The organism is Bifidobacterium aemilianum, assembly GCF_003315635.1.
Lineage (GTDB): Bacteria > Actinomycetota > Actinomycetes > Actinomycetales > Bifidobacteriaceae > Bifidobacterium > Bifidobacterium aemilianum.
This window is the reverse complement of sequence record NZ_PDCG01000004.1, coordinates 1-20061: the sequence shown is the minus strand read 5'-3', so window position 1 is coordinate 20061 and position 20061 is coordinate 1. Positions and strand designations below refer to the sequence as shown.

Sequence of the window (20061 nt, the reverse complement as noted above, 5' to 3'; positions counted from 1 at the left end):
ACATTCACCAATCAGACCCAGCATCAGCACACAGCGCAATCAGATATGAAGGAAGCCATGACCGACAAGACCATGTTTCTCAGCAGTTTGGAAGACCAGCCCCACGCCCTCATCTTCGGCGGACAGTCAACCCCATGGACGGCGGCCCTGGCCGACCTGACCACCCAGCCCGATCTGGAGGCCGGACTCAGGCGGCGCCTGGAGGCCACCGACAGCCTCCTGACCCCTGTGGCTCCTGAACTCTTGGCCACCCTGGGCAGGCCCCAGGACCTTTTCGGCTTCCCATCGGCCACGGCCAAACTGGGTGCGGCCGCCGATGCCGCAGCATCGGTGCCCGGCATCGCCCTGGCCCAACTGGGTGCCCTCATGGACCTGGAATCTTTGGGCTATGACCTGGGCAAGGTCAGGCCCCTGGCGGTCCTGGGCCACTCCCAGGGCGTCATCGCCGAACATATGGTCGCCGCCATCCAGTCCGCCCAATCCTTAGACCAGGCGCAGGCCGGCATCGACCAGATACTGGCCATCGCACGCCTGATTGGCCTGGCCGCCAGCCGCCAGGCCAGGGCCTTGGGCATCGGGCAGAGCGGCGAGCTGAGCCCCATGCTTTCGGTCAAGGGGGCCAATGCCCGCCAGGTAGAGGCCCTCATCGGCCGCCTGGGCTCCACGGCCGGGCCCATCTCTCTGGCTGTGGTCAACTCCCAGACCCACTATGTGCTCTCCGGCCACCCCGAGGACCTGGCTGCCTTCATGGCAGAGGCAGGCAAGGAGGCCAGCCACCAGGCCAAACTTCGCCAGGAGAAGGAGCGTGGTGGATCGGCCTTCGCGCCGGTCATGGAATACCTGGACGTGACCGTTCCCTTCCACTCGCCCCTCATGGCCGCAGCCGTCGACCAGACGGTGACCTGGGCACAGGCCTGCGGCCTTGATGCCGCCCTGACCCGCACCCTGGCCGAGGAGGTCCTGATCAACCAGGTGGACTGGTCGGCCCGCATCCAAGGGCTCCTGGACTCCACCGACCCTGCCGGACTCTGGATCATTGACCTGGGGCCGGGAACCACCCTGGGCAAGCTCACCTCCGCACTGGTCCAAGGGACCGGCAGCGGCCTGGTCGAAGCGGCCACCGGGGCCGACCGGGCGGCCCTGTCCACCATGGAGGGGGAGCCGGAACGCACCGAGAACTGGAGGCTCTTCGCCCCCCAGGTCATCTCCACTCCCGCCGGGGAGAAGGTCTCCACCAGGTTCAGCCGTCTGACCGGCAAGGCACCGGTCATGCTGGCCGGTATGACCCCCACCACCGTGGAACCTGAGATTGTCGCGGCAGCAGCCAACGCCGGCTACTGGGCCGAGGTGGCCGGCGGCGGCCAGGTCGACGCCCAGGTCTTCGACCGGCATATCGACAAGCTCGAGGAGCTTCTGGACGAGGGCAGCACCGTTGAGTTCAACGCCATGTTCATGGACCGCTACCTCTGGAACCTACAGTTCGGCAGCAGCCGTATCGTGCCCAAGAAGCGCGCCTCCGGCACACCCATCGACGGCGTGGTCATCTCCGCCGGCATCCCCGAACTGGAGGAGGCTAAGGGGCTGATCGCCAGCCTCAAGGCCGACGGCTTCCCCTACGTGGCCTTCAAGCCCGGAACCGTTGACCAGATCCGCCAGGTCATCGCCATCGCCAAGGCCGTGGTGCCGACCATGGTCATTGTCGAGGTCGAAGGTGGGGCTGCCGGCGGCCACCACTCCTGGGAGTCCCTGGACGACCTCCTGGCCTCCACCTACGCCGATGTACGGGCCTGCGACAACCTGGTCCTGGTGGCGGGCGGCGGCATCGGCAGCCCTCAACGCGCCGCCGACTACATCTCCGGGCAATGGTCGCGCGCCTACGGACTGCCGGATATGCCCGTGGACGGCGTTCTGGTGGGCACCGCAGCCATGACCGCCAAGGAGGCCCACACCAGCCCCCAGGTCAAGCGGATGCTGGTTGAAACCCCTGGCATCGCCCACACCGCCGACCCCGACCCCTTCGCCCCCATGGGCGAGCAGTGGGTTCCCTCCGGCCAGGAGCGCGGGGGCGTGACCTCCGGCCTGAGCCACCTCCACGCCGATATCTATGAGCTGGAAAACTCCTCGGCCCGTTGCGGTCGCCTGCTGGTCAGGGTCATGCAGCACCCCGAGGAGCTGGAGGCCCGGCGCGAGGAGATCATCAAGGCCCTGAACTCCACGGCCAAGCCCTACTTCGGCGACCTGGAGACCATGACCTACCTGGAATGGGCCCAGCGCTTCGCCGACCTGGCCTTCCCCTGGGCAGACCACACCTACGCCCTGCGCTTCCTTGACCTCCTGCAGCGGATTGAGGCCCGCGTGCGCGACCAGGACTCCGGTGAGTTCGACTCACTCTTCGTCTCGGTCCAGGCCGTTGAAACCGACCCCCAGGCCGCCATCGACCGCCTGAACCAGGCCTACCCGCAGGCTGGCCTGATCCGGGTGACCCCCACCGACATCGCATGGTTCCCGACCCTGGTGCGCGAGTACCCCAAGCCCATGCCATTCGTGCCGGTCATCGACAACGACCTCCTGCGCTGGTGGGGCCAGGACCAGCTCTGGCAGTCCGAGGACCCGCGCTACTCCGCTGATTCCGTGCGGATCATCCCTGGGCCGATCTCCGTGGCGGGCATCACCAGCATCGACGAGCCGGTGGCCGACATCCTGGGCCGCTTTGAGCAGGCCGTCCTGGAACGGGCCCAGTTGGGAGCGGGGGAGCACAAGGCCTCGCATGGGGTCTCGGCCCCCGACGCTGCACCCGCCGGCGTCGGCCGCCAGGCCTTTGTGCCCCTGGCCGCCGCATCGAGCGCCGAGGAGTTCATCCGTCGCAGCCCCAACATCTCCTGGGTGGGCCACTGCATGGCCAACCCCGCCTTCGGCACGCCCATGGGCGACCGTCACTATGAGATCCGCCCGGTCGCAGACGGCCAGGGAGCCGGATCCGTGGCCGGTGCCGGCAGCCGGCAGCTCGTTGACCTGGACATCCACCTGGACACCTACTGGGACCAGGAGGCCGACGGGGGACTGGGCAGGCACGCCGTGCGCGACATCGTCATCCCCCTGATCGTTGACGGCAGCAGGCCCGGCGCCATCCCGGTCGTGGACCGCGAGCGCCTGCCCCAGCACGTCTACGCCATGCTGGCCGACACCGCCGGCATCGGCAACACCGCCATCACCGGCGACCGGCTGGAGGTCATGCCCCAGATCGAGGAGCTGGCCGACAAGACCACCTACCCCTTCGGCCTGGCCCGCTCCGGCTACACCCTCTGCGCCAACCTGGGCATGGACCACGAGGCCGCCACGGCCGGAACGCTGCCCGGTGACCTCAAGGCCTCCCGCTTGGCCCCGGACGCCCTGGTCGGCCCCGCCTGGCCGGCCATCTATGCGGCCCTGGGATCGGTCTATGTCAAGGGCTACCCGGTCATCGAGGGCCTGCTCAACGCCGTCCACCTGGACCACCTCATTGAGCTGGATGTCAGTGAGGAGGAGCTCCTGAGCCATACCGGCGAGCGCATCAGCCTGACCTCCTGGGCCGACGACTACCAGGAGTCCGCCTCCGGCCGTGTTGTCACGATCCATTTGATCCACAGCTCCGCCGACGGCCAGACCCTGGCCCACGAGACCGAGCGTTTCGCCATCCGTGGCCGCTCATACTCCGACCAACTGCCCACCGATGCTGCCGAATACGGCGACTATCTGGGCCTGCGCCGGCAGGATGGACTTCAGGAGGACCTGCTGGATACACCCCGCCGCCTCCTGCGCCGGGTGACCCTGACCGCACCCGCCGAGATGACGGCCTTCGCCCGGACCTCCGGAGACTTCAACCCCATCCACACCTCAGCCAGGGGAGCGGCTGTATCCGGCCTCAAGGCCCCCCTGGTCCATGGCATGTGGCTTTCCGCCAGCGCCCAGCATGTGGTCCAGGCCATGGACCTCAAGGGCGTCCACTATGAGATCGCCGGCTGGACCTACAACATGTATGGCATGGTCCAGTTGGGTGACCGGGTGGAGATCTCCGTGGAACGGGTGGGCAAGCTGGCCCACAGTGGCATGGCCCTGGAGGTCATCTGCCGGATCGACGGGCAGATCGTATCCCGGGCCACCGCCATCGCGCGGGCCCCCAAGACCGCCTACGTCTACCCTGGGCAGGGCATCCAGCAGCAGGGCATGGTCCTGGACGAGCGGGCCCAGTCCGCCGCCGCCCGCGAGACCTGGGAGCGGGCCGATGCCCTGACCCGGTCCAAGTTGGGATTCTCCATCCTGGCCGTCGTCCGAGATAATCCCAAGACCCTGACCGCCCATGGGGTCAGCTACCACCACCCCGAGGGCCTCCTGAACCTGACCCAGTTCACCCAGGTGGCCCTGGCCACGGTGGCCTTCGCCCAGACCGCCCGTCTGCGTGAGGCCGGTATGGACATATGGCCAGCGTATTTTGCCGGCCACTCCCTGGGTGAGTACAACGCCCTGAGCTCCTTCGCCCAGATCATCCCTCTGGAGACCGTGCTGGAACTGGTCTTCCACCGGGGCACCACCATGCATCACCTGATCGAGCGCGACGCCCAGGGCCGGTCCAACTACCGTATGGGGGCCCTGAGGCCCAACCAGTTCGGGGTCGGCGACGGTGAGGTCAAGGCCTACATAGACCAGCTCTCGCGCGAGTCGGGCGAATTCCTGGAGATCGTCAACTACAACCTGGCCGGTGCCCAGTATGTGGTCGCAGGCACCATCAAGGGCCTGGACATCCTCAACAAGGAGGCCAGCCGTCGGGCCAAGGAGTACGGTGGCAAGGCACCCTTCATGCTGGTGCCCGGCATCGATGTCCCCTTCCACTCCAGCCTCCTGCGCAAGGGCGTGCCCGAATTCCGCGACAAGCTGGACCAGCTCCTGCCCGAGCACATCGACTACCAGCGCCTGGTGGGCCGCTACATCCCCAACCTGGTAGCCGCCCCCTTCGAGTTGACCAGGGACTTCGCCGCCAAGATCGTGGAGGTGGCCCCCTCCGAGCGGATCCAGGCCCTCCTAGACGACCCGGCTGCCTGGCAGGCCATGGCCGCCGATGAGCAGCGGCTGGGCAGGCTCCTGCTGACCGAGCTACTTTCCTGGCAGTTCGCCTCGCCCGTGCGCTGGATCGAGACCCAGGCCCTGCTCTTCGGCTCCCGCCGCCAGGGCGGACTCGGCCTTGAGGAGTACGTGGAGGTCGGGCTGGGCAACTCGCCCACCCTGGCCAACCTGGCGGCCAAGACCCTCAAGCTGCCCGAGTTCTCCAACCGTGGTGTGACCGTCTATAATGTGGGCCGCGACCAGGCCCGGGTCTACATGACCGACACCGATCCCGCGGTCGTCATTGAGGATAAGGATGCCGGGTCGGAAGCTGAGCTTGAGGCCGCTGCTGCTGATGCTGCTGCTGGTTCAGGGACTGCCCAGGCCGCTGCTGCTGGTGACTCCGGTTCGGCTCTGGCCGCCGCTGCCCCGGCTCCCGCTCCTGCTGCTGAGTCCACAGCCATCCCAGCGGCCCCGGTCGCCCCGGCACCCGGAGCTGATGGCCCTCACGAGGACATTCCTTTCAAGGCCTCAGACGCCATCCTGACCCTCCTGGCCTACTCGGCCAAGGTCCGCCCCGACCAGATCGGCCAGTCCGACACCACCGACAGCCTGACCAACGGGGTCTCCTCCCGGCGCAACCAGCTCCTCATGGACATCAGCTCCGAGCTGGGCGTGGCCAGCGTGGACGGGGCGGCTGAGGCCGCCATCCCTGACCTGTCCACCTTGGTCGACAAGGTCGCCCCCAACTACAAGGCCTTCGGCCCGGTCCTGACCGACATCGTGCGTGAGAGGATCAAGGGCGTCTTTGGTGCCGCCGGCATCAAGCCCGCCCAGGTCGAACAGCGCGTGACCGGGGCCTGGGGCCTGGGGGCCGGATGGGCCAGCCATGTGGTCACCGCCCTGGTCCTGGGCACCCGCGACGGTGCCTCCGCCCGCGGTGGCGACCTGGCCTCCTTGGATTCACAGCCGGTCTCCTCGGCCGCAGCCGCCAACACCCTGATTGATGCCGCCGTCCAGGCTGTAGCCCAGGCCCACGGCCAGTCGGTCGCCATGCCGACCGCCGGTGGTGCCGGGGCCGGTGGAGCGGTGGTCGACTCGGCCGCCCTGGATGCCTTTGCCCAGAAGGTCACCGGTTCCCAAGGACTCCTGGCCTCCACGGCCCGATTCGTCCTTCAGGAGCTGGGCGTCCAGGAACCGCTAGCCCCGGAGCAGGATGACGATTCGGCCGCCTTGGTCGCCGCCGTTGAGTCAGAACTGGGCTCCGACTGGCTCAAGCAGGTCGAACCCCGCTTTTCTCAGTCCAAGGCCATCCTCTTTGATGACCGCTGGGCCTCGGCCCGTGAGGACCTTGCCCGCCTCTATTACGAGGACGACCAGACCGTTGCCGACCTCTCCTTCATCGGAGCAGGCAAGGAGGTCGCCCAGCAGGCCAAGTGGTTCGCCGGCAAGTGCGCCCAGGAGGGTCGTTCGACCCTGGCCGCCGTCTATGAGCGCATAGCCCTGGAGGCTCAGGAGTCCCCCAAGGACGACCCGGCCGCCACCCGCTTCGCCTGCGATGTGGCCGTGGTCACCGGCCTGGCCCCCAACTCGATCGCCGCCAAGGTGGTCACCGGTCTGCTTGCCGGCGGGGCCACCGTCATCGCCACCTCCCACAGCTTCAAGCCTTCCATCAAGGCTTGGGCCAAGGAAGCATACCGGCGCTATGCCGTGGGCGGTGCCAAGCTCTGGCTGGTCCCGGCCAACCTGTCCTCCTACCGTGACGTGGATGCCCTGGTCGATTGGGTTGGTCATGTCCAGAAGAAGGTCAACGGGGCCACCACCACCATCCTCAAACCCGCCTACGAGCCCAGTCTCTTCTTCCCCTTCGCCGCACCGCCGGTCCACGGGACCCTGGCCGAGGCCGGAGACCTCTTCGAATCCCAGGCCAGGCTCATGCTCTGGGGGGTTGAACGGGCCATCGCCGGCTTCTGCGCCATCGGGGCCGACACGGATGTGGAGCACCGCCTCCATGTCATCCTGCCCGGCTCGCCCAACCGCGGTGTCTTCGGCGGTGACGGGGCCTACGGTGAGGTCAAGTCCGCCTTCGACGCCATGGTGACCCGCTCGCGCTCCGAACGCGACTGGGCCGATCGGGTGACATTCGCCCACCCCAAGATCGGCTGGGTGCGCGGCACCAACCTCATGGGTGGCAACGACCCCCTGGTCGACGTGGTCGAACGTCACGGCATCCTGACCTACTCCACCCAGGAAATCGCCCGGAAGATCCTGGACCTGGCCACCGACCAGGCCCGACTCCAGGCCCAGGCCGCGCCGCTGGACGTGGACCTCACCGGTGGGCTGGGATCCGAACCCTTGGACATCAAGGCCCTGAGGGCCGAGGCCATGGCCGATGCCGAACGGCAAGGTGACCGGGCCGGTGAGACTGGTGACACTGGTGAGTTCGCCCAGGCTGGTCAGACCGCCCAGACCGCCCAGTCCAAGGCCACCATCAAGGCCCTGCCCACCCCGCGCCAACGCCGCCAGCCACAGGTGAACCTGGAGGACTGGCAGGGAGTCACCGCCCGCCCCGAGGACATGATCGTCATGGTCTCCATCGGCGAACTCGGCCCCTGGGGCTCCGGCCGCACCCGCTTCGAGGCCGAACTGGGCATCAAGTCCGACGGCTCCGTAGACCTCTCCGCTGGCGCCATCCTCGAACTGGCCTGGAACATGGGCCTGCTCACCTGGCAGGACAGCCCCAAGCCCGGCTGGTACGACAGCGACGGCAACCTGGTCCCCGAAAGCGACATCGCCCAGCGCTACCATGACGAGGTCGTGGCCCGCTCCGGCCTGCGCCCCTTTGACGAGGGTATGGGCAGCGACTACCGGGACGGCACCGACGAGGAGGAGGTCGAAATCTTCCTGGACCACGAGGTCCAATTCTCTGTCCCCTCCCCGGACCTGGCCCAGGAGTATGTCAAGCTCGACCCGGACCACACCGCCATCGCCCCGGACACTGAATCCGATGAATGGCTGGTGACCCGCAAGCCCGGCTCCATGATCCGCGTGCCTCGCCGCGCCGCCATGACCCGGACCGTCGGAGGCCAGTTCCCCAAGGGCTTCGACCCGCTCAAGTGGGGCATCCCCGCCTCCATGGTCGGCGACGTGGACCAGATCGCCCTGTGGAACATCGTGACCACTGTGGACGCCTACCTCTCCGCCGGCTTCAGCCCCAGCGAAGTCCTCCAGGCCATCCATCCGTCAATGGTCGCCTCCACCCAGGGCACCGGTTTCGGCGGTATGTCATCCATGCGCAAGCTCTACCTTGACCGCTTCCTGGGGCACGAAATCCCCACGGATGTCCTCCAGGAGGCCCTGCCCAATGTAGTGGCCGCCCACGTCATGCAGTCCTACATCGGTGGCTACGGCAACATGGTCCAGCCGGTCTCGGCCTGCGCCACGGCCGCGGTCTCACTGGAGGAGGGCGCCGACAAGATCGCCTTGGGCAAGGCAGACTTCGTGGTCACAGGCGCCATCGACGACATCGGTGTGGAATCGGTCATCGGCTTCGGCAACATGTCCGCCACGGCCAAGTCCCAGGAGATGTACGACAAGGGCATCTCCGACCGCTTCTTCTCCCGGGCCAACGACCGGCGGCGCGGCGGTTTCCTGGAATCCCAGGGCGGCGGCACCATCCTGCTCACCCGCGGTGACATAGCCCTGAGGATGGGCCTGCCGGTGGCCGGCGTGATCGGCTTCATCCACTCCTACGCCGACGGGGCCCACACCTCCATCCCCGCTCCGGGGCTGGGTGCGCTCGCGGCCGGACTGGGCGGTAGGGACTCCAAGCTGGTGCGGGACCTGGCGCGGCTGGGCGTCACGCCCGACGACATCGCCGTGGTCTCCAAGCACGACACCTCCACCAACGCCAACGACACCAACGAGTCCGAGCTCCACAACACCTTGGCCCACGCCATCGGGCGGTCTGAGGGCAACCCCCTCTTCGTGATCTCCCAGAAGACCCTGACCGGCCATGCCAAGGGTGGGGCCTGCATCTTCCAGATCAACGGCCTGACCCAGCTCTTCGGGTCCGGTCTCCTGCCGGCCAACGCGGCCCTGGATTGTGTGGACCCCAAGCTGCGAGGAGACGACCACATGGTCTGGCTGCGCAAGCCCCTGCACATCGGTGTGGTCAAGGCCGGATTGGTGACCTCGCTGGGATTCGGGCACGTCAGCGGTATCGGCGCCATCGTCCACCCCGGGGCCTTCGAGGCGGCCGTGGCCAACACCGCCGGCCTCGAGGCCCTGGAGACCTGGCGTGAGCGGGCCAACCAGCGTCTGGCTGCCGGCCAGCGACACCTGGAGGAGGGCATGATGGGCAAGGCGCCGCTCTATGAGCCCATCGACAACCGCCGCTTCCACGAGGATGCCCCCGGCTACAGCGCCCACGAGGCTGAGAAGTCCATGCTCCTCAACCCTGACGCCCGCCTGGCCCCCGATGGCTACTTCGCCTGAGGCTCAGCCGTCGGGCCCCGCGCCCGAGGGCAGGTCCGCGGGCCGTCCACCAGCGACGGCCCGCCCTGGTCTTCCCCTCCAGCCCACTCTCCCAGTCCCGTCGCTAAATGTCGTGAGACACATGCTGTACACAGTTTGGTGCACTTTTTATGACATATAGAGCGAATGAATGACGTAAAAGTGCATGATTGTGTGAGGAGCATGTGTTTTACGACATTTAGCGATTCGGTAGAGTGACGGGACGAGGTGACGGGCGTAGGGTGTGGGGGTGCTGATGGCACCTAGCTTGTCTCTGTGATCAGTGGGCAATGGCTGATGATGCAAGGAGAGGGCAGTGGGATGACTTTGGTAAGCAGCTTGACGAACCTGCTGGGTCTGGGGCATGACATTGTTGATGTCGCGGCCTTTGCGAGGCAATTGGATCAGCCTGGGTCAAGCTTCGGGGCCCTCTTCTCCACCCGCGAGCTCAGGCAGGCGGACGAGCGCGGGCGGACCAAGGGGGACGGCCGGGCCATCCATCTGGCTGCCAAGTGGGCCGGCAAGGAGTCGGTGCTCAAGGCCTGGTGCCAGTCGCTGGGGGAGGAGTCCAACCCCTACTCCCTGGACGACTTTCCCTGGTCGCAGGTCGAGATTCTTGATGATTCACGCGGCCGGCCGCAGGTCATCATGTCGCCAAGTGTCAGCAAGGCCCTTGAGGATTCGCTGCCTTCAGCCACGGGAGCCACCCCCACCCCCCATCCTTCCTGGCGCCTGTCCCTCACCCACGATGGCGGCTTGGCTTCGGCCGTCGCCTTGCTTGTCGTGGGCCAGTGATTGTGTATAATGGCACAGTTGCTTCCTGACGGCACCAGCCGCCCAGGGCGCCACGCACGCGGATGTAGCTCAATGGTAGAGCCTCAGTCTTCCAAACTGATTACGCGGGTTCGATTCCCGTCATCCGCTCCACATGTGAGGGTTGGCAACCACCGAATGCCAACGGCGAACGAAGGTCATACAAGGCTTCGGTTCGTAGCGGGGAAAGATGGCCGCATCCGAGTTCGGACTGGTTTTGGCCGCTTTTGGTGCGCTTAGGCTACGGTGTCGGCTACACCTGTGGAAAGGTATGGCTGACAGTCGGGAGACCGCATGGTTGGGCAGGGTTGACCGCTATGCCTAGATGAGCACGAATACATTCAAGTATGGGTGGGGTCGAACTACTTTGGCATACCGTAGAAGCTGAGGTGTGGGTTAGGCCTAATCGTGGTCGTGATTCGCGGTAAAGCTTATATTGGGAATTGCTCATATGTGGTTTTGATGGATCAGATAGAGCCCACTGTGAGGTAGATGCACTCGTTGAATGCGCCCTCATTGCTGCCGGGGTTGCTGTTGAGGGCCCATGAGTAACTTGGTTGCGCTATGGCAACGATGGCAGGGGCTGACCTTCAAGATATGGCATCGCCCCCCATGGAGGCAGCGACCGGTAGCTGTTGAATGGGAGCCCCTTAGTGAGCCAGTGTGGCTTGTTTGTACTCTTCCTCCAAGGCCTGGCGTAGGGTGCCGCTGTAGGTGACGCCCTGCTGCCCGGCCCAGGTGTCCAGCCAGGCGGGGATGGTGACGTTCTTGCGCACTGCCTTTGAGCCGTATTTCTCAGCGTAGGCATCCAAGTCCAAGGCAATCATGCAGACTGTCGCACCAGCAGTCTGAGGGTGAATATCTTTGAAAGATCTGGCGGTAGGGGCGCCTTTCCCCTTCTCCAGCTCCGCGAGCACCCAGCCGCTGGCGGCGCCCTCGGCCATGAGGAGAGCCTCCGGCAAGGTACGGCCTTGACTTACATAGCCAGGCAGGTCGGGGAACTCGACAGTCTAGCCGCCCGAATGGTCCTCGAAGGGGATGAGAATGGAGGGGTAAGCGAGTTTCATTTGGTCCTCTTTTTCCGTAATGCCAGCCTGCTTCCATATGGATTTGACGGTGGTCGGATTGATGTCGACGTTATGTTTGGGGATGGTCACTCATCCTGATTTCGTCGGGTGGACATATTGGCAGTGGCTGCCGGGTTGGGTGCTGAACCGCCATCCATCCCTGAGGAGGATTCGTTCGTCCCCCCCCCCCTGAATCTCATATCACAGCAATACACATTGTGCGCATAGAGGTCAAGGCTGTGATTGGTTTCAGGCCAAGGGCTGGGGTAGGATGTCGGTGATTGACGCGGGCAGGGGACCGGTGGCGAGGTTCTGCATGCGCGAGGATTACATGGTGTTACGGAGTGAGGTGGGTATGACGGGCGAATTCGATGGCTCGGTGGAGCGGCGGGATTTCGTTGCCGCCGGCTTGCCTGATTCGTCCCTGGCTCCTGCCGCCGCTGGCAATGAGGGCAATTCCCAAGATGCTAGTGGGACAGGCAAGGGCATGGTTGTGGTCAGTGGGCCGACGGATGTGTCCAAGCATCCAGAGGCTTCGATTCCGGAGAGCGACCTGTCGCTGGCGGATATCGAGCGTGAGCGGTCCAAGCCCTTGCCGGCAATCATCTATGGTCTGCTGATTTTCGCCGCGATCATCGTGCCCTACTGGCTGGGCCGTGCCCTGGCCATCCGCAGGACCAAGTCCATCATCGTTCACTTGACGCCTTATGCGCCGCAGGGTATCGCGCTGGTAGCCTGGGCGGTCACGGTGATCATGTTCACCGGCTTGGCCGTCTCGCTGGTCGAGTCCCGCCGCTGGCTCTGGCGGATCATCTTTGTGGTCGCGCTGGCGGCGGAGCAGTTGATCGCCGGGGTCGCCCTGCTCAAGTTCGACTTCTGGTACTCCACTTATGTGGTCTACGGGCAAGCCTCCAACCTGGTCAACGCCGCCAATCTCGGCATTTGCGCGGCTGGCTTGGCTGTGGCCGTCTTCGCCGTGATTTTCGTGGGGCTGCTGGTTCTAGTCCGCAAGGATTCGCCGTTGAATGTGCTCACCCGCTCCTGGGCCGCCTTCATCATGTTCTTCGTGTTCGAGTTGATCGCCCTGGCCCTCATCCTTTTCGGCGGTATTCTCTAGGTGACCTGAAGTCCGACTCGTTCTTTGGCCGCCCTGCCCAGCTCGTACGCTGTGGGCCTTCGCTGACGGGCCGTGCATGTCTGATTGGGCGCCGCACCCATACGGCCAGGCTTCGTCCCGTGCCGCGTTCTTAATCCACACCCTCGCTTACAATGGGCCTTTGGCGTGTTTCGCCCGCGGATACAGAGCGCTTCGGCATAGGGCCGTTGGCACCGCGCAGCTACTATAAGGAGGATGCCGTGGCACTTACGGTTGAAGAGAAGCAAGAGATCGTTAAGAAGTACGCGACCCACGAAGGTGACACCGGGTCCCCCGAGGTCCAGGTCGCCCTGCTCAGCAAGCGGATCGCCGACCTGACCGAGCACTTGAAGGAACACAAGCATGATCATCATTCCCGCCGTGGTCTGATGCTGATGATCGGCAAGCGCCGTCGTCTGCTTGATTACCTCAAGGGCGTCGACATCAACCGTTACCGTACGCTCATCGAGCAGCTTGGTCTGCGTCGATAAGTCGTGCTTGCTGCCCGGGCCCTGCGCTCGGGCAGCTTCATATGGCTGCGGAACCTCCCTCCCAAGCCCGCTGGTATGTTGCGGCTTGGAGGGGCATTGGGGCCGCGTCGAGTGCTGAAAACGGAAGATGGGCAGGTCGTGTGGCCTGCAGTGGCTGCTGGTTGACGTTGAAACGAGACGAGACAGAGGTCCTCAGGTGAGGGCCGCCAAGCAGTAAGCAGTAAGCAATACAGCTGAACACAAGCTGAATACAAGTAAAGAGAGAACAACAGGTGGCCAGGTGGCCGCCGATGGATGGAGAACATCCGACAAACATCCGAATATCCGGGAATCTGCAAGAATTCATATGCTCTGATGGCACAGTGGATTTGAAGATACAGTGAAACAGAGCGGAAGACGGAAGAACTACAGAAGATCGCAGCCAGGTATGCTGCGGGGTCTTCGGATGATTGCTGGCCGGTGGGTACCGGTTCCAGCGTGTGGTAAGTGAAGTAAGAACAGACAAAGGAGGAACCCTTGGAGGGTCCCGAAATCAAGGCCGTTGAGGCCGTAATAGACAATGGTACATTTGGCAAGCGCACCCTGCGCTTCGAGACGGGCCGTTTGGCCCAGCAGGCCGACGGCGCCGTAGCCGCCTACCTGGACGACGATTCGATGGTCCTGTCGACCACGACCGCCGGTTCCAGCCCCAAGGAAAACTACGACTTCTTCCCCCTGACGGTTGACGTGGAGGAGAAGATGTACGCCGCGGGCAAGATCCCCGGCTCCTTCTTCCGCCGTGAGGGCCGTCCGTCCTCGGAGGCCATCCTGGCCTGCCGCATCATCGACCGCCCCCTGCGGCCCTTGTTCCCCCACACCTTGCGTAATGAGGTCCAGGTCGTCGAGACCGTCCTGGCCGTCAACCCTGACGATGCCTACGACATGATCGCCCTGAACGCCGCCTCGGCCTCCACCCTGATCTCCGGCCTGCCCTTCGAGGGTCCGGTCTCCGGTGTGCGCCTGGCCCTGGTTGACGGCCAGTGGGTCGCCTTCCCCAAGTGGAGCGAGCGTGACCGTGCCGTCTTCGAGATCGTGGTCGCCGGTCGTGTCATTGAGAACGGTGATGTCGCCATCGCCATGATTGAGGCCGGTGCTGGCAAGAACGCCTGGCAACTCATCTATGATGAGGGCCAGACCAAGCCCGATGAGGAGGTCGTGGCCGGTGGCCTGGAGGCCGCCAAGCCCTTCATCAAGGTCATCTGCGAGGCGCAGGACGAGCTGAAGAAGCTTGCCGCCAAGGAGACCAAGGACTTCCCCCTCTTCCCCGAGTACACCGAGGACCTGTACAACCGCATCGACCAGATCGCCCACGCCGACCTGGACGAGGCCCTCTCCATCGCCGAGAAGCTGCCCCGCCAGGACCGCATTCACGAGATCAAGGAGAAGGTCCGCGAGCAGCTGGCCAACGAGTTCCTCGACATGGATGCCAACGAGAAGGACAAGGAGCTGGGCAACGCCTTCAAGGAACTCCAGCGCCAGATTGTCCGCCGTCGCATCCTGACCCAGGACTACCGCATTGACGGCCGTGGCCTGCGCGACATCCGCACCCTGTCCGCCGAGGTCGACATCGTCCCCCGCGTGCACGGCTCCGCCCTCTTCCAGCGTGGCGAGACCCAGATCCTGGGCGTCTCCACCCTGAACATGCTCAAGATGGAGCAGACCCTGGACGCCCTGTCCGGTCCCAGCTCCAAGCGCTACATGCACAATTACGAGATGCCTCCGTATTCGACCGGTGAGACCGGCCGCGTGGGCTCTCCCAAGCGCCGCGAGATCGGCCATGGGGCCCTGGCTGAGAAGGCCCTGCTGCCTGTGCTGCCCGACACGGAGGAGTTCCCCTACGCCATCCGGCAGGTTTCCGAGGCCCTGGGTTCCAACGGGTCCACCTCCATGGGCTCCGTCTGCGCCTCCACCATGTCCCTGCTGGCGGCCGGCGTGCCCCTGAAGGCCCCCGTGGCCGGCATCGCCATGGGTCTGGTCTCCGGTGATGTTGACGGCAAGCACATCTTCAAGACCCTGACCGACATTCTGGGTGCTGAGGATGCCTTCGGCGACATGGACTTCAAGGTGGCCGGTACCTCCGAGTTCATCACCGCACTGCAGCTGGACACCAAGTTGGACGGCATTCCCGCCGATATTCTGGCCGCAGCCCTGCAGCAGGCCAAGGAAGCCCGGACCACCATCCTGGACGTCATCACCGAGTGCATCGACGCCCCGGCCGAGATGAGCCCCTATGCTCCCCGCATCATCACCACCCACGTGCCGGTCGACAAGATCGGCGAGGTCATCGGACCCAAGGGCAAGATGATCAACCAGATCCAGGAGCAGACCGGCGCCGAGATCGCCATCGAGGATGACGGCACCGTCTACATCTCCTCCGAGGGCGGCGATGCCGCCGAGAAGGCCCGCGAGATCGTCGACGGCATCGGCAACCCGCATGTGCCCGAGGCCGGCGAGACCTTCAACGGCAAGGTCGTCAAGACCACCAGCTTCGGCGCCTTTGTCAACCTGACCCCCGGCACCGACGGCCTCCTGCACATCTCCCAGATCCGCAACCTCACCGATGGTGAGCGCGTGGACGCCGTGGAGGACGTGCTCAAGGAGGGCGACGAGGTCGCCGTCATCGTCCAGGGTGTGGACGACCGTGGCAAGATCTCCCTGGCCATCCCCGGCTTCGAGGACCAGGAATCCTCCCGTCCCAGCCGTGATCGTGGCGACCGTGGTGGCCGCGACGACCGCCGTGGAGGCTACCGCGGTGGCCGTGACCGTGGGGACCGTGGAGATCGCGGCGGTGACCGTGGTGGCTACCGTGGTCATGACCGTGACGACCGCGATGATCGCCGCTCCGACCGTGACCATGACGACCGCCGTGGTGGCCGTGGCCGCCATGAGGACCGCTATGAGGACGAGGACCGCGATTCCCGCCGTTCCGACCGCGCCGGGCGTGGTGACCATGATCGTGATGATCGCCGGTCCGACCGCCGCAGCCGTTCCGACCACGATGACCGCCGTGGTGGCCGTGGCCGCCGCGACGACCGCAACCCCCGCTACGCGACCGATGACGATACCTACAACGAGTACCGCGCCGACCGCGAGGAGCGCTCCGAGCGCCCCCGCCGTCGCATCCGTCACGACTTCGATCCCTTCGAGACCGAGGACTGATAGCCGCAGCGCTGTCGAGGACTGATAGATCCGGACTGCTGAGGTCAGCTGAATACAGCTGACCCGGCTCCAGCAAGAATTGTGGGCGACCCCGACCAGGGGCCGCCCACAATTGTTTTTCGCTGCTGAAGTGTTCAGGTCTGGCTCGGCTCACCCCAGATCAGGAGCCGTGCATGAAATTACTTGTCGAAGTGATACTTAGGTCCGAAAAAACGACCCAGAGACTCAGTACTTCTTCGATAGTATCTGCGATTGTCGTCTGCAGATAATTGATGGTCGACTGTGAAAGTCTCCCGTGGTTGTGCGCAAGCTCGACGGTTCGGTCTGAACTGATGGTAAAGCGTGCTAAATCTAGCTGCTTGCCTTTACGAACGTGCACATGGACCCCATGGTTCCTGTCCAGTGCGGAAAAATAGACGGCGTATCCATCAAGAACGAAAACCTCAGGCATTTGCGTATTGCCGGTCTAGGTTACGCAGATCGGTAATCATAGGCATGATTTTTCCCCAATAGTAATTGAGAAAGCTGATGCCATCCTTTCCGAACGTGGAGCTGAGAATGTTTCCTTGGTTGTCAAGGGTCGCTGTATGAGGAAATCCTTCCTCGGTGATGGTGATGGTATCGTCATCCCATTCGGTTCTTATGCCGTTCTGAATAAACACGTGCTCAGCCTTGGTCATCTCAGCCTCCTTTTCTATGTTCAGTATGTCGTCACATGGCAGCGTTCCGCAAGTTTCGCTGGAAGCGGCAGAGCTACGCCCAAGCCGGCCGCTGTGATTGTGATTGTTCGCGTGGGTATGAAAAGGGGGCCACGGCATCCCCTGTGCCGTGGCCCCGGTCTTGTGCGGGCTTCGCTCAGGCGTCTTTTAGCGCCTGAGCGTGTGGCCTCGCGTGTTCCTGCGTCTGGTGGACACGAGGCCGTCGATGGCCAGTAGCACGAGCGATCCCAACCCAAGGCCCACTGGTCCGGTCCAGGCTCCGAGTGGTCCTCCGGTGTGGGGGAGTTGGGTGAGGTTGGGTGACCATTGTGCCCAGATGTCCATATCGGTGGTGATGGGTTGGTTGGTGTAGGGCTGGGTGCCGGCTTGGTCGAGGGTCCAGCGGGTGCGGGTCCAGCCTGGCCTGCTCCATCCTAGGCCGGCCAGTTCGCTACTGGCGTTCCGTCCGTCGATGATGGTGCGGGTGGCGGTGGACGGTGAGGCTCCGGGCCAGTTGGCGTGGATGGTGACGGTGTGGATGAGGGCCCACTTGGCGTGCAGGGTCATGTTGGCTGATACGGTGCCTCCGGTCCATGGTCTGGTTGGTGGGTTGTCGGTGCACCAGCCTTGGAAGGCGTGCCCGCTCCAGGAGACGGCGGGCAGGCTGGCCACGGCCAGGGTGTCGCCCTTGTCGATGGTCCGGCCGGCCGGCGTGGCCCCCGGCGCCCCGCCCAGGTCGAAGCTGATGGTGACCTGTCGGGTCCATCGGGCAGTCAGGGTCATGGTGTGGCCCGGGTCGTCGAGCTCGTCGTGGCCGATGGTGCTGCCGCCGGCGCTGAAGTCCCAGTGCTTGCCCTTGGGGGTCCACCATCCCTTGAAGGCGGGTGTGGCCTCGCTGGGCCCGTAGTCGGGTGGGGTGGGCGCCCCCGGGTCGGTGGGGCCGGACCCATAGGGCACGGATTGGTCCGCCGGTGGTGTGGCCGTGCTGTCGGGGTTGGCGAAGCGCACGGTGTATTGGTCTGGCTGCCATTTGGCCTTGACGCTCATGGGAGCGGTGACCGGGTCGGCTGTCAGGTTCCACGGCGTCTCGGTGTTGCCCACGACTTTGACCCAGGCTGGTGTGCCCAGGTGGTGGCCCTCCTTGGCTGTCAGGATGGCGCCGATGGGGTCGCCCTCGTGGATGGTGCGGCTGGTGGGACCCGTGCCCCCGTCGGTGTCGATCACCACCAGGTGCATGATGGGCTCCCACTGGCCGTACAGGGTGATGCTGTCGGTCAGCTTGGTGTCGAAGTCCCACTTGGAGCCGCCCGTGGCGGCGGTGTACCAGCCCTTGAACGTATAGTGCATCCAGCTGGGCTGGCTGGGTTCGATGGCCTTGTCGCTGTACACGTGCTGGGTCCAGTCCGCCTCCCCGTTGCCCGGCTTGAACGTCACATCATACTTGTACACCTTTTGTGTGATGGTGCCGGAGAAGATCATGGTGCCGTCGGCGCCGGCGGGGGTGGAGTTAATGCCGGCGCCCTGGGTTTTTTGGGTTCTGAAGCCGTAGGTGTAGGTGCCTGGTCCGCGTCTGGCCCAGTTCATGGTGCCTGCCCCGGTGGGGATGGTGCCGTTGGAACTGTTGGAGTAGGTGTCCTTGGGCCAGGTGCCGTTGGCGATGGGGGTGCCGTTCCCGTCCTTCCAGGTGGTGTCGGGGTTGATGGGCGAGGGGGCGGCCGGTATGCTTCCGCGGGCGGTGCCCCCGGTGAGGCGGTTGGCGGTGCCGCCGCTGGGGGGAGCGACCAGCGTGTAGTCTCTGTAGCCGTTGTGGTAGTCCCATTTGGCGGGTCCCAGGGTGAGGACGCTGTTCAGGCTGGTGCTCAGCTCGGGCATGGTGATGGCCTGTCCCGAGGCGTCCAGATAGGCCAGGGCCGGCAGCTTGCGGTTGGGATTGGCGCCGTTGTACATGCTGCCCAACGGCGTCAGGTCGGTCAGGTGGTTCTGATCCAGGCACAGTCTGGCCAACAAGGTCAGCGAGCCCGTGCCCAGGGGCGCCAGGCTGCCGTCCCTGAGATCATTGGACCCCAAATCCAGACTCGTCAAACGGGTGAGACGGTTGAGGTTGGTGAGGTCGGTGAGTTTGTTGTTGTTCAGGTTCAGACTGGTCAGGAGGGTGTTGTCCTTGAGGGGGGTCAGGTCGCTGATCTGGTTGCCGCTTAGGTCCAGGGTGTCCAGCCACCAGAAGCGGTCCAGGTGGGTGAGGTCCTTGAGGCCTTTGCCGGCCAGGTTCAGGCTGGCCGCCGTGGTGTCGGTGCTGGTGAAGGTGGAGCTTGGTGTCTTGCCCAGGGCGTTGGCGACGGCTTTGGGGAGTTTGTCGCCGTCGCTGTTGGTGAAGCAGTCGGTGATGGTGCTGGAGTCCACGGTGCACCCGCCGTCCGAGTAGGTGACCTTTTGTGTGATGGTGCCGGAGAAGATCATGGTGCCGTCGGCGCCGGCGGGGGTGGAGTTAATGCCGGCGCCCTGGGTTTTTTGGGTTCTGAAGCCGTAGGTGTAGGTGCCTGGTCCGCGTCTGGCCCAGTTCATGGTGCCTGCCCCGGTGGGGATGGTGCCGTTGGAACTGTTGGAGTAGGTGTCCTTGGGCCAGGTGCCGTTGGCGATGGGGGTGCCGTTCCCGTCCTTCCAGGTGGTGTCGGGGTTGATGGGCGAGGGGGCGGCCGGTATGCTTCCGCGGGCGGTGCCCCCGGTGAGGCGGTTGGCGGTGCCGCCGCTGGGGGGAGCGACCAGCGTGTAGTCTCTGTAGCCGTTGTGGTAGTCCCATTTGGCGGGTCCCAGGGTGAGGACGCTGTTCAGGCTGGTGCTCAGCTCGGGCATGGTGATGGCCTGTCCCGAGGCGTCCAGATAGGCCAGGGCCGGCAGCTTGCGGTTGGGATTGGCGCCGTTGTACATGCTGCCCAACGGCGTCAGGTCGGTCAGGTGGTTCTGATCCAGGCACAGTCTGGCCAACAAGGTCAGCGAGCCCGTGCCCAGGGGCGCCAGGCTGCCGTCCCTGAGATCATTGGACCCCAAATCCAGACTCGTCAAACGGGTGA

General features: G+C 64.8%; 8 protein-coding genes, 1 tRNA gene and 1 pseudogene. 6 read left to right on the top strand and 4 right to left on the bottom strand.

Annotation, left to right across the window (positions count from 1 at the left end):
- Window positions 1-57: 57 nt before the first annotated feature.
- From CRD60_RS05185 to CRD60_RS05175, 3 genes are all read left to right on the top strand, one after another.
- On the top strand, window positions 58-9573 hold the full coding sequence (locus CRD60_RS05185) for a type I polyketide synthase (RefSeq protein WP_113860243.1): 9516 nt from the start codon (window positions 58-60) through the stop codon (window positions 9571-9573).
- Window positions 9574-9912: 339 nt separating this feature from the next.
- Window positions 9913-10386: a holo-ACP synthase gene (locus CRD60_RS05180; RefSeq protein ID WP_113860242.1), complete on the top strand. Its 474-nt coding sequence runs from the start codon at window positions 9913-9915 to the stop codon at window positions 10384-10386.
- A 58-nt stretch (window positions 10387-10444) separates the two neighbouring features.
- Window positions 10445-10518, top strand: a tRNA-Gly gene (locus tag CRD60_RS05175).
- A gap of 536 nt (window positions 10519-11054) precedes the next feature.
- On the opposite strand, the pseudogene CRD60_RS05170 reads toward CRD60_RS05175, so the two are convergent.
- Window positions 11055-11471, bottom strand: a pseudogene (locus CRD60_RS05170) (type II toxin-antitoxin system HicB family antitoxin).
- Window positions 11472-11958: 487 nt separating this feature from the next.
- Between CRD60_RS05170 and CRD60_RS05160 the strand changes: the two are divergent.
- The 3 genes from CRD60_RS05160 to CRD60_RS05150 all read left to right on the top strand — a co-directional run bounded on the left by CRD60_RS05160 (window position 11959) and on the right by CRD60_RS05150 (window position 16295).
- A complete protein-coding gene (locus tag CRD60_RS05160) occupies window positions 11959-12588 on the top strand; it encodes a hypothetical protein (RefSeq protein ID WP_236630860.1) in 630 nt (209 codons plus the stop codon).
- A gap of 239 nt (window positions 12589-12827) precedes the next feature.
- Window positions 12828-13097, top strand: a complete 270-nt coding sequence (rpsO, locus tag CRD60_RS05155) for a 30S ribosomal protein S15 (RefSeq protein ID WP_113860240.1) — start codon at window positions 12828-12830, stop codon at window positions 13095-13097.
- Between the two features lie 516 nt (window positions 13098-13613).
- Window positions 13614-16295, top strand: coding sequence for a polyribonucleotide nucleotidyltransferase (locus tag CRD60_RS05150; protein WP_113860239.1), 2682 nt, complete (start codon window positions 13614-13616; stop codon window positions 16293-16295).
- A 160-nt stretch (window positions 16296-16455) separates the two neighbouring features.
- On the opposite strand, the gene CRD60_RS09445 is transcribed toward CRD60_RS05150, so the two are convergent.
- The 3 genes from CRD60_RS09445 to CRD60_RS05135 form a co-directional block, all read right to left on the bottom strand.
- On the bottom strand, window positions 16456-16746 hold the full coding sequence (locus tag CRD60_RS09445; protein WP_113860238.1) for a DUF4160 domain-containing protein: 291 nt from the start codon (window positions 16744-16746) through the stop codon (window positions 16456-16458).
- On the bottom strand, window positions 16739-16975 hold the full coding sequence (locus CRD60_RS05140) for a hypothetical protein (RefSeq protein WP_113860237.1): 237 nt from the start codon (window positions 16973-16975) through the stop codon (window positions 16739-16741). The genes CRD60_RS09445 and CRD60_RS05140 overlap by 8 nt, the downstream gene beginning before the upstream one ends.
- A 186-nt stretch (window positions 16976-17161) precedes the next feature.
- The coding region (locus tag CRD60_RS05135) for an InlB B-repeat-containing protein (protein WP_201737218.1) at window positions 17162-20061 on the bottom strand (2900 nt) is incomplete at its 5' end.

Coding starts and splice junctions, on each gene's coding strand:
- CRD60_RS05185 (WP_113860243.1), top strand. CDS start 58: ATGACCGACAAGACCATGTTTCTCAGCAGTTTGGAAGACCAGCCCCAC.
- CRD60_RS05180 (WP_113860242.1), top strand. CDS start 9,913: ATGACTTTGGTAAGCAGCTTGACGAACCTGCTGGGTCTGGGGCATGAC.
- CRD60_RS05160 (WP_236630860.1), top strand. CDS start 11,959: ATGGTTGTGGTCAGTGGGCCGACGGATGTGTCCAAGCATCCAGAGGCT.
- CRD60_RS09445 (WP_113860238.1), bottom strand. CDS start 16,746: ATGCCTGAGGTTTTCGTTCTTGATGGATACGCCGTCTATTTTTCCGCA.
- CRD60_RS05140 (WP_113860237.1), bottom strand. CDS start 16,975: ATGACCAAGGCTGAGCACGTGTTTATTCAGAACGGCATAAGAACCGAA.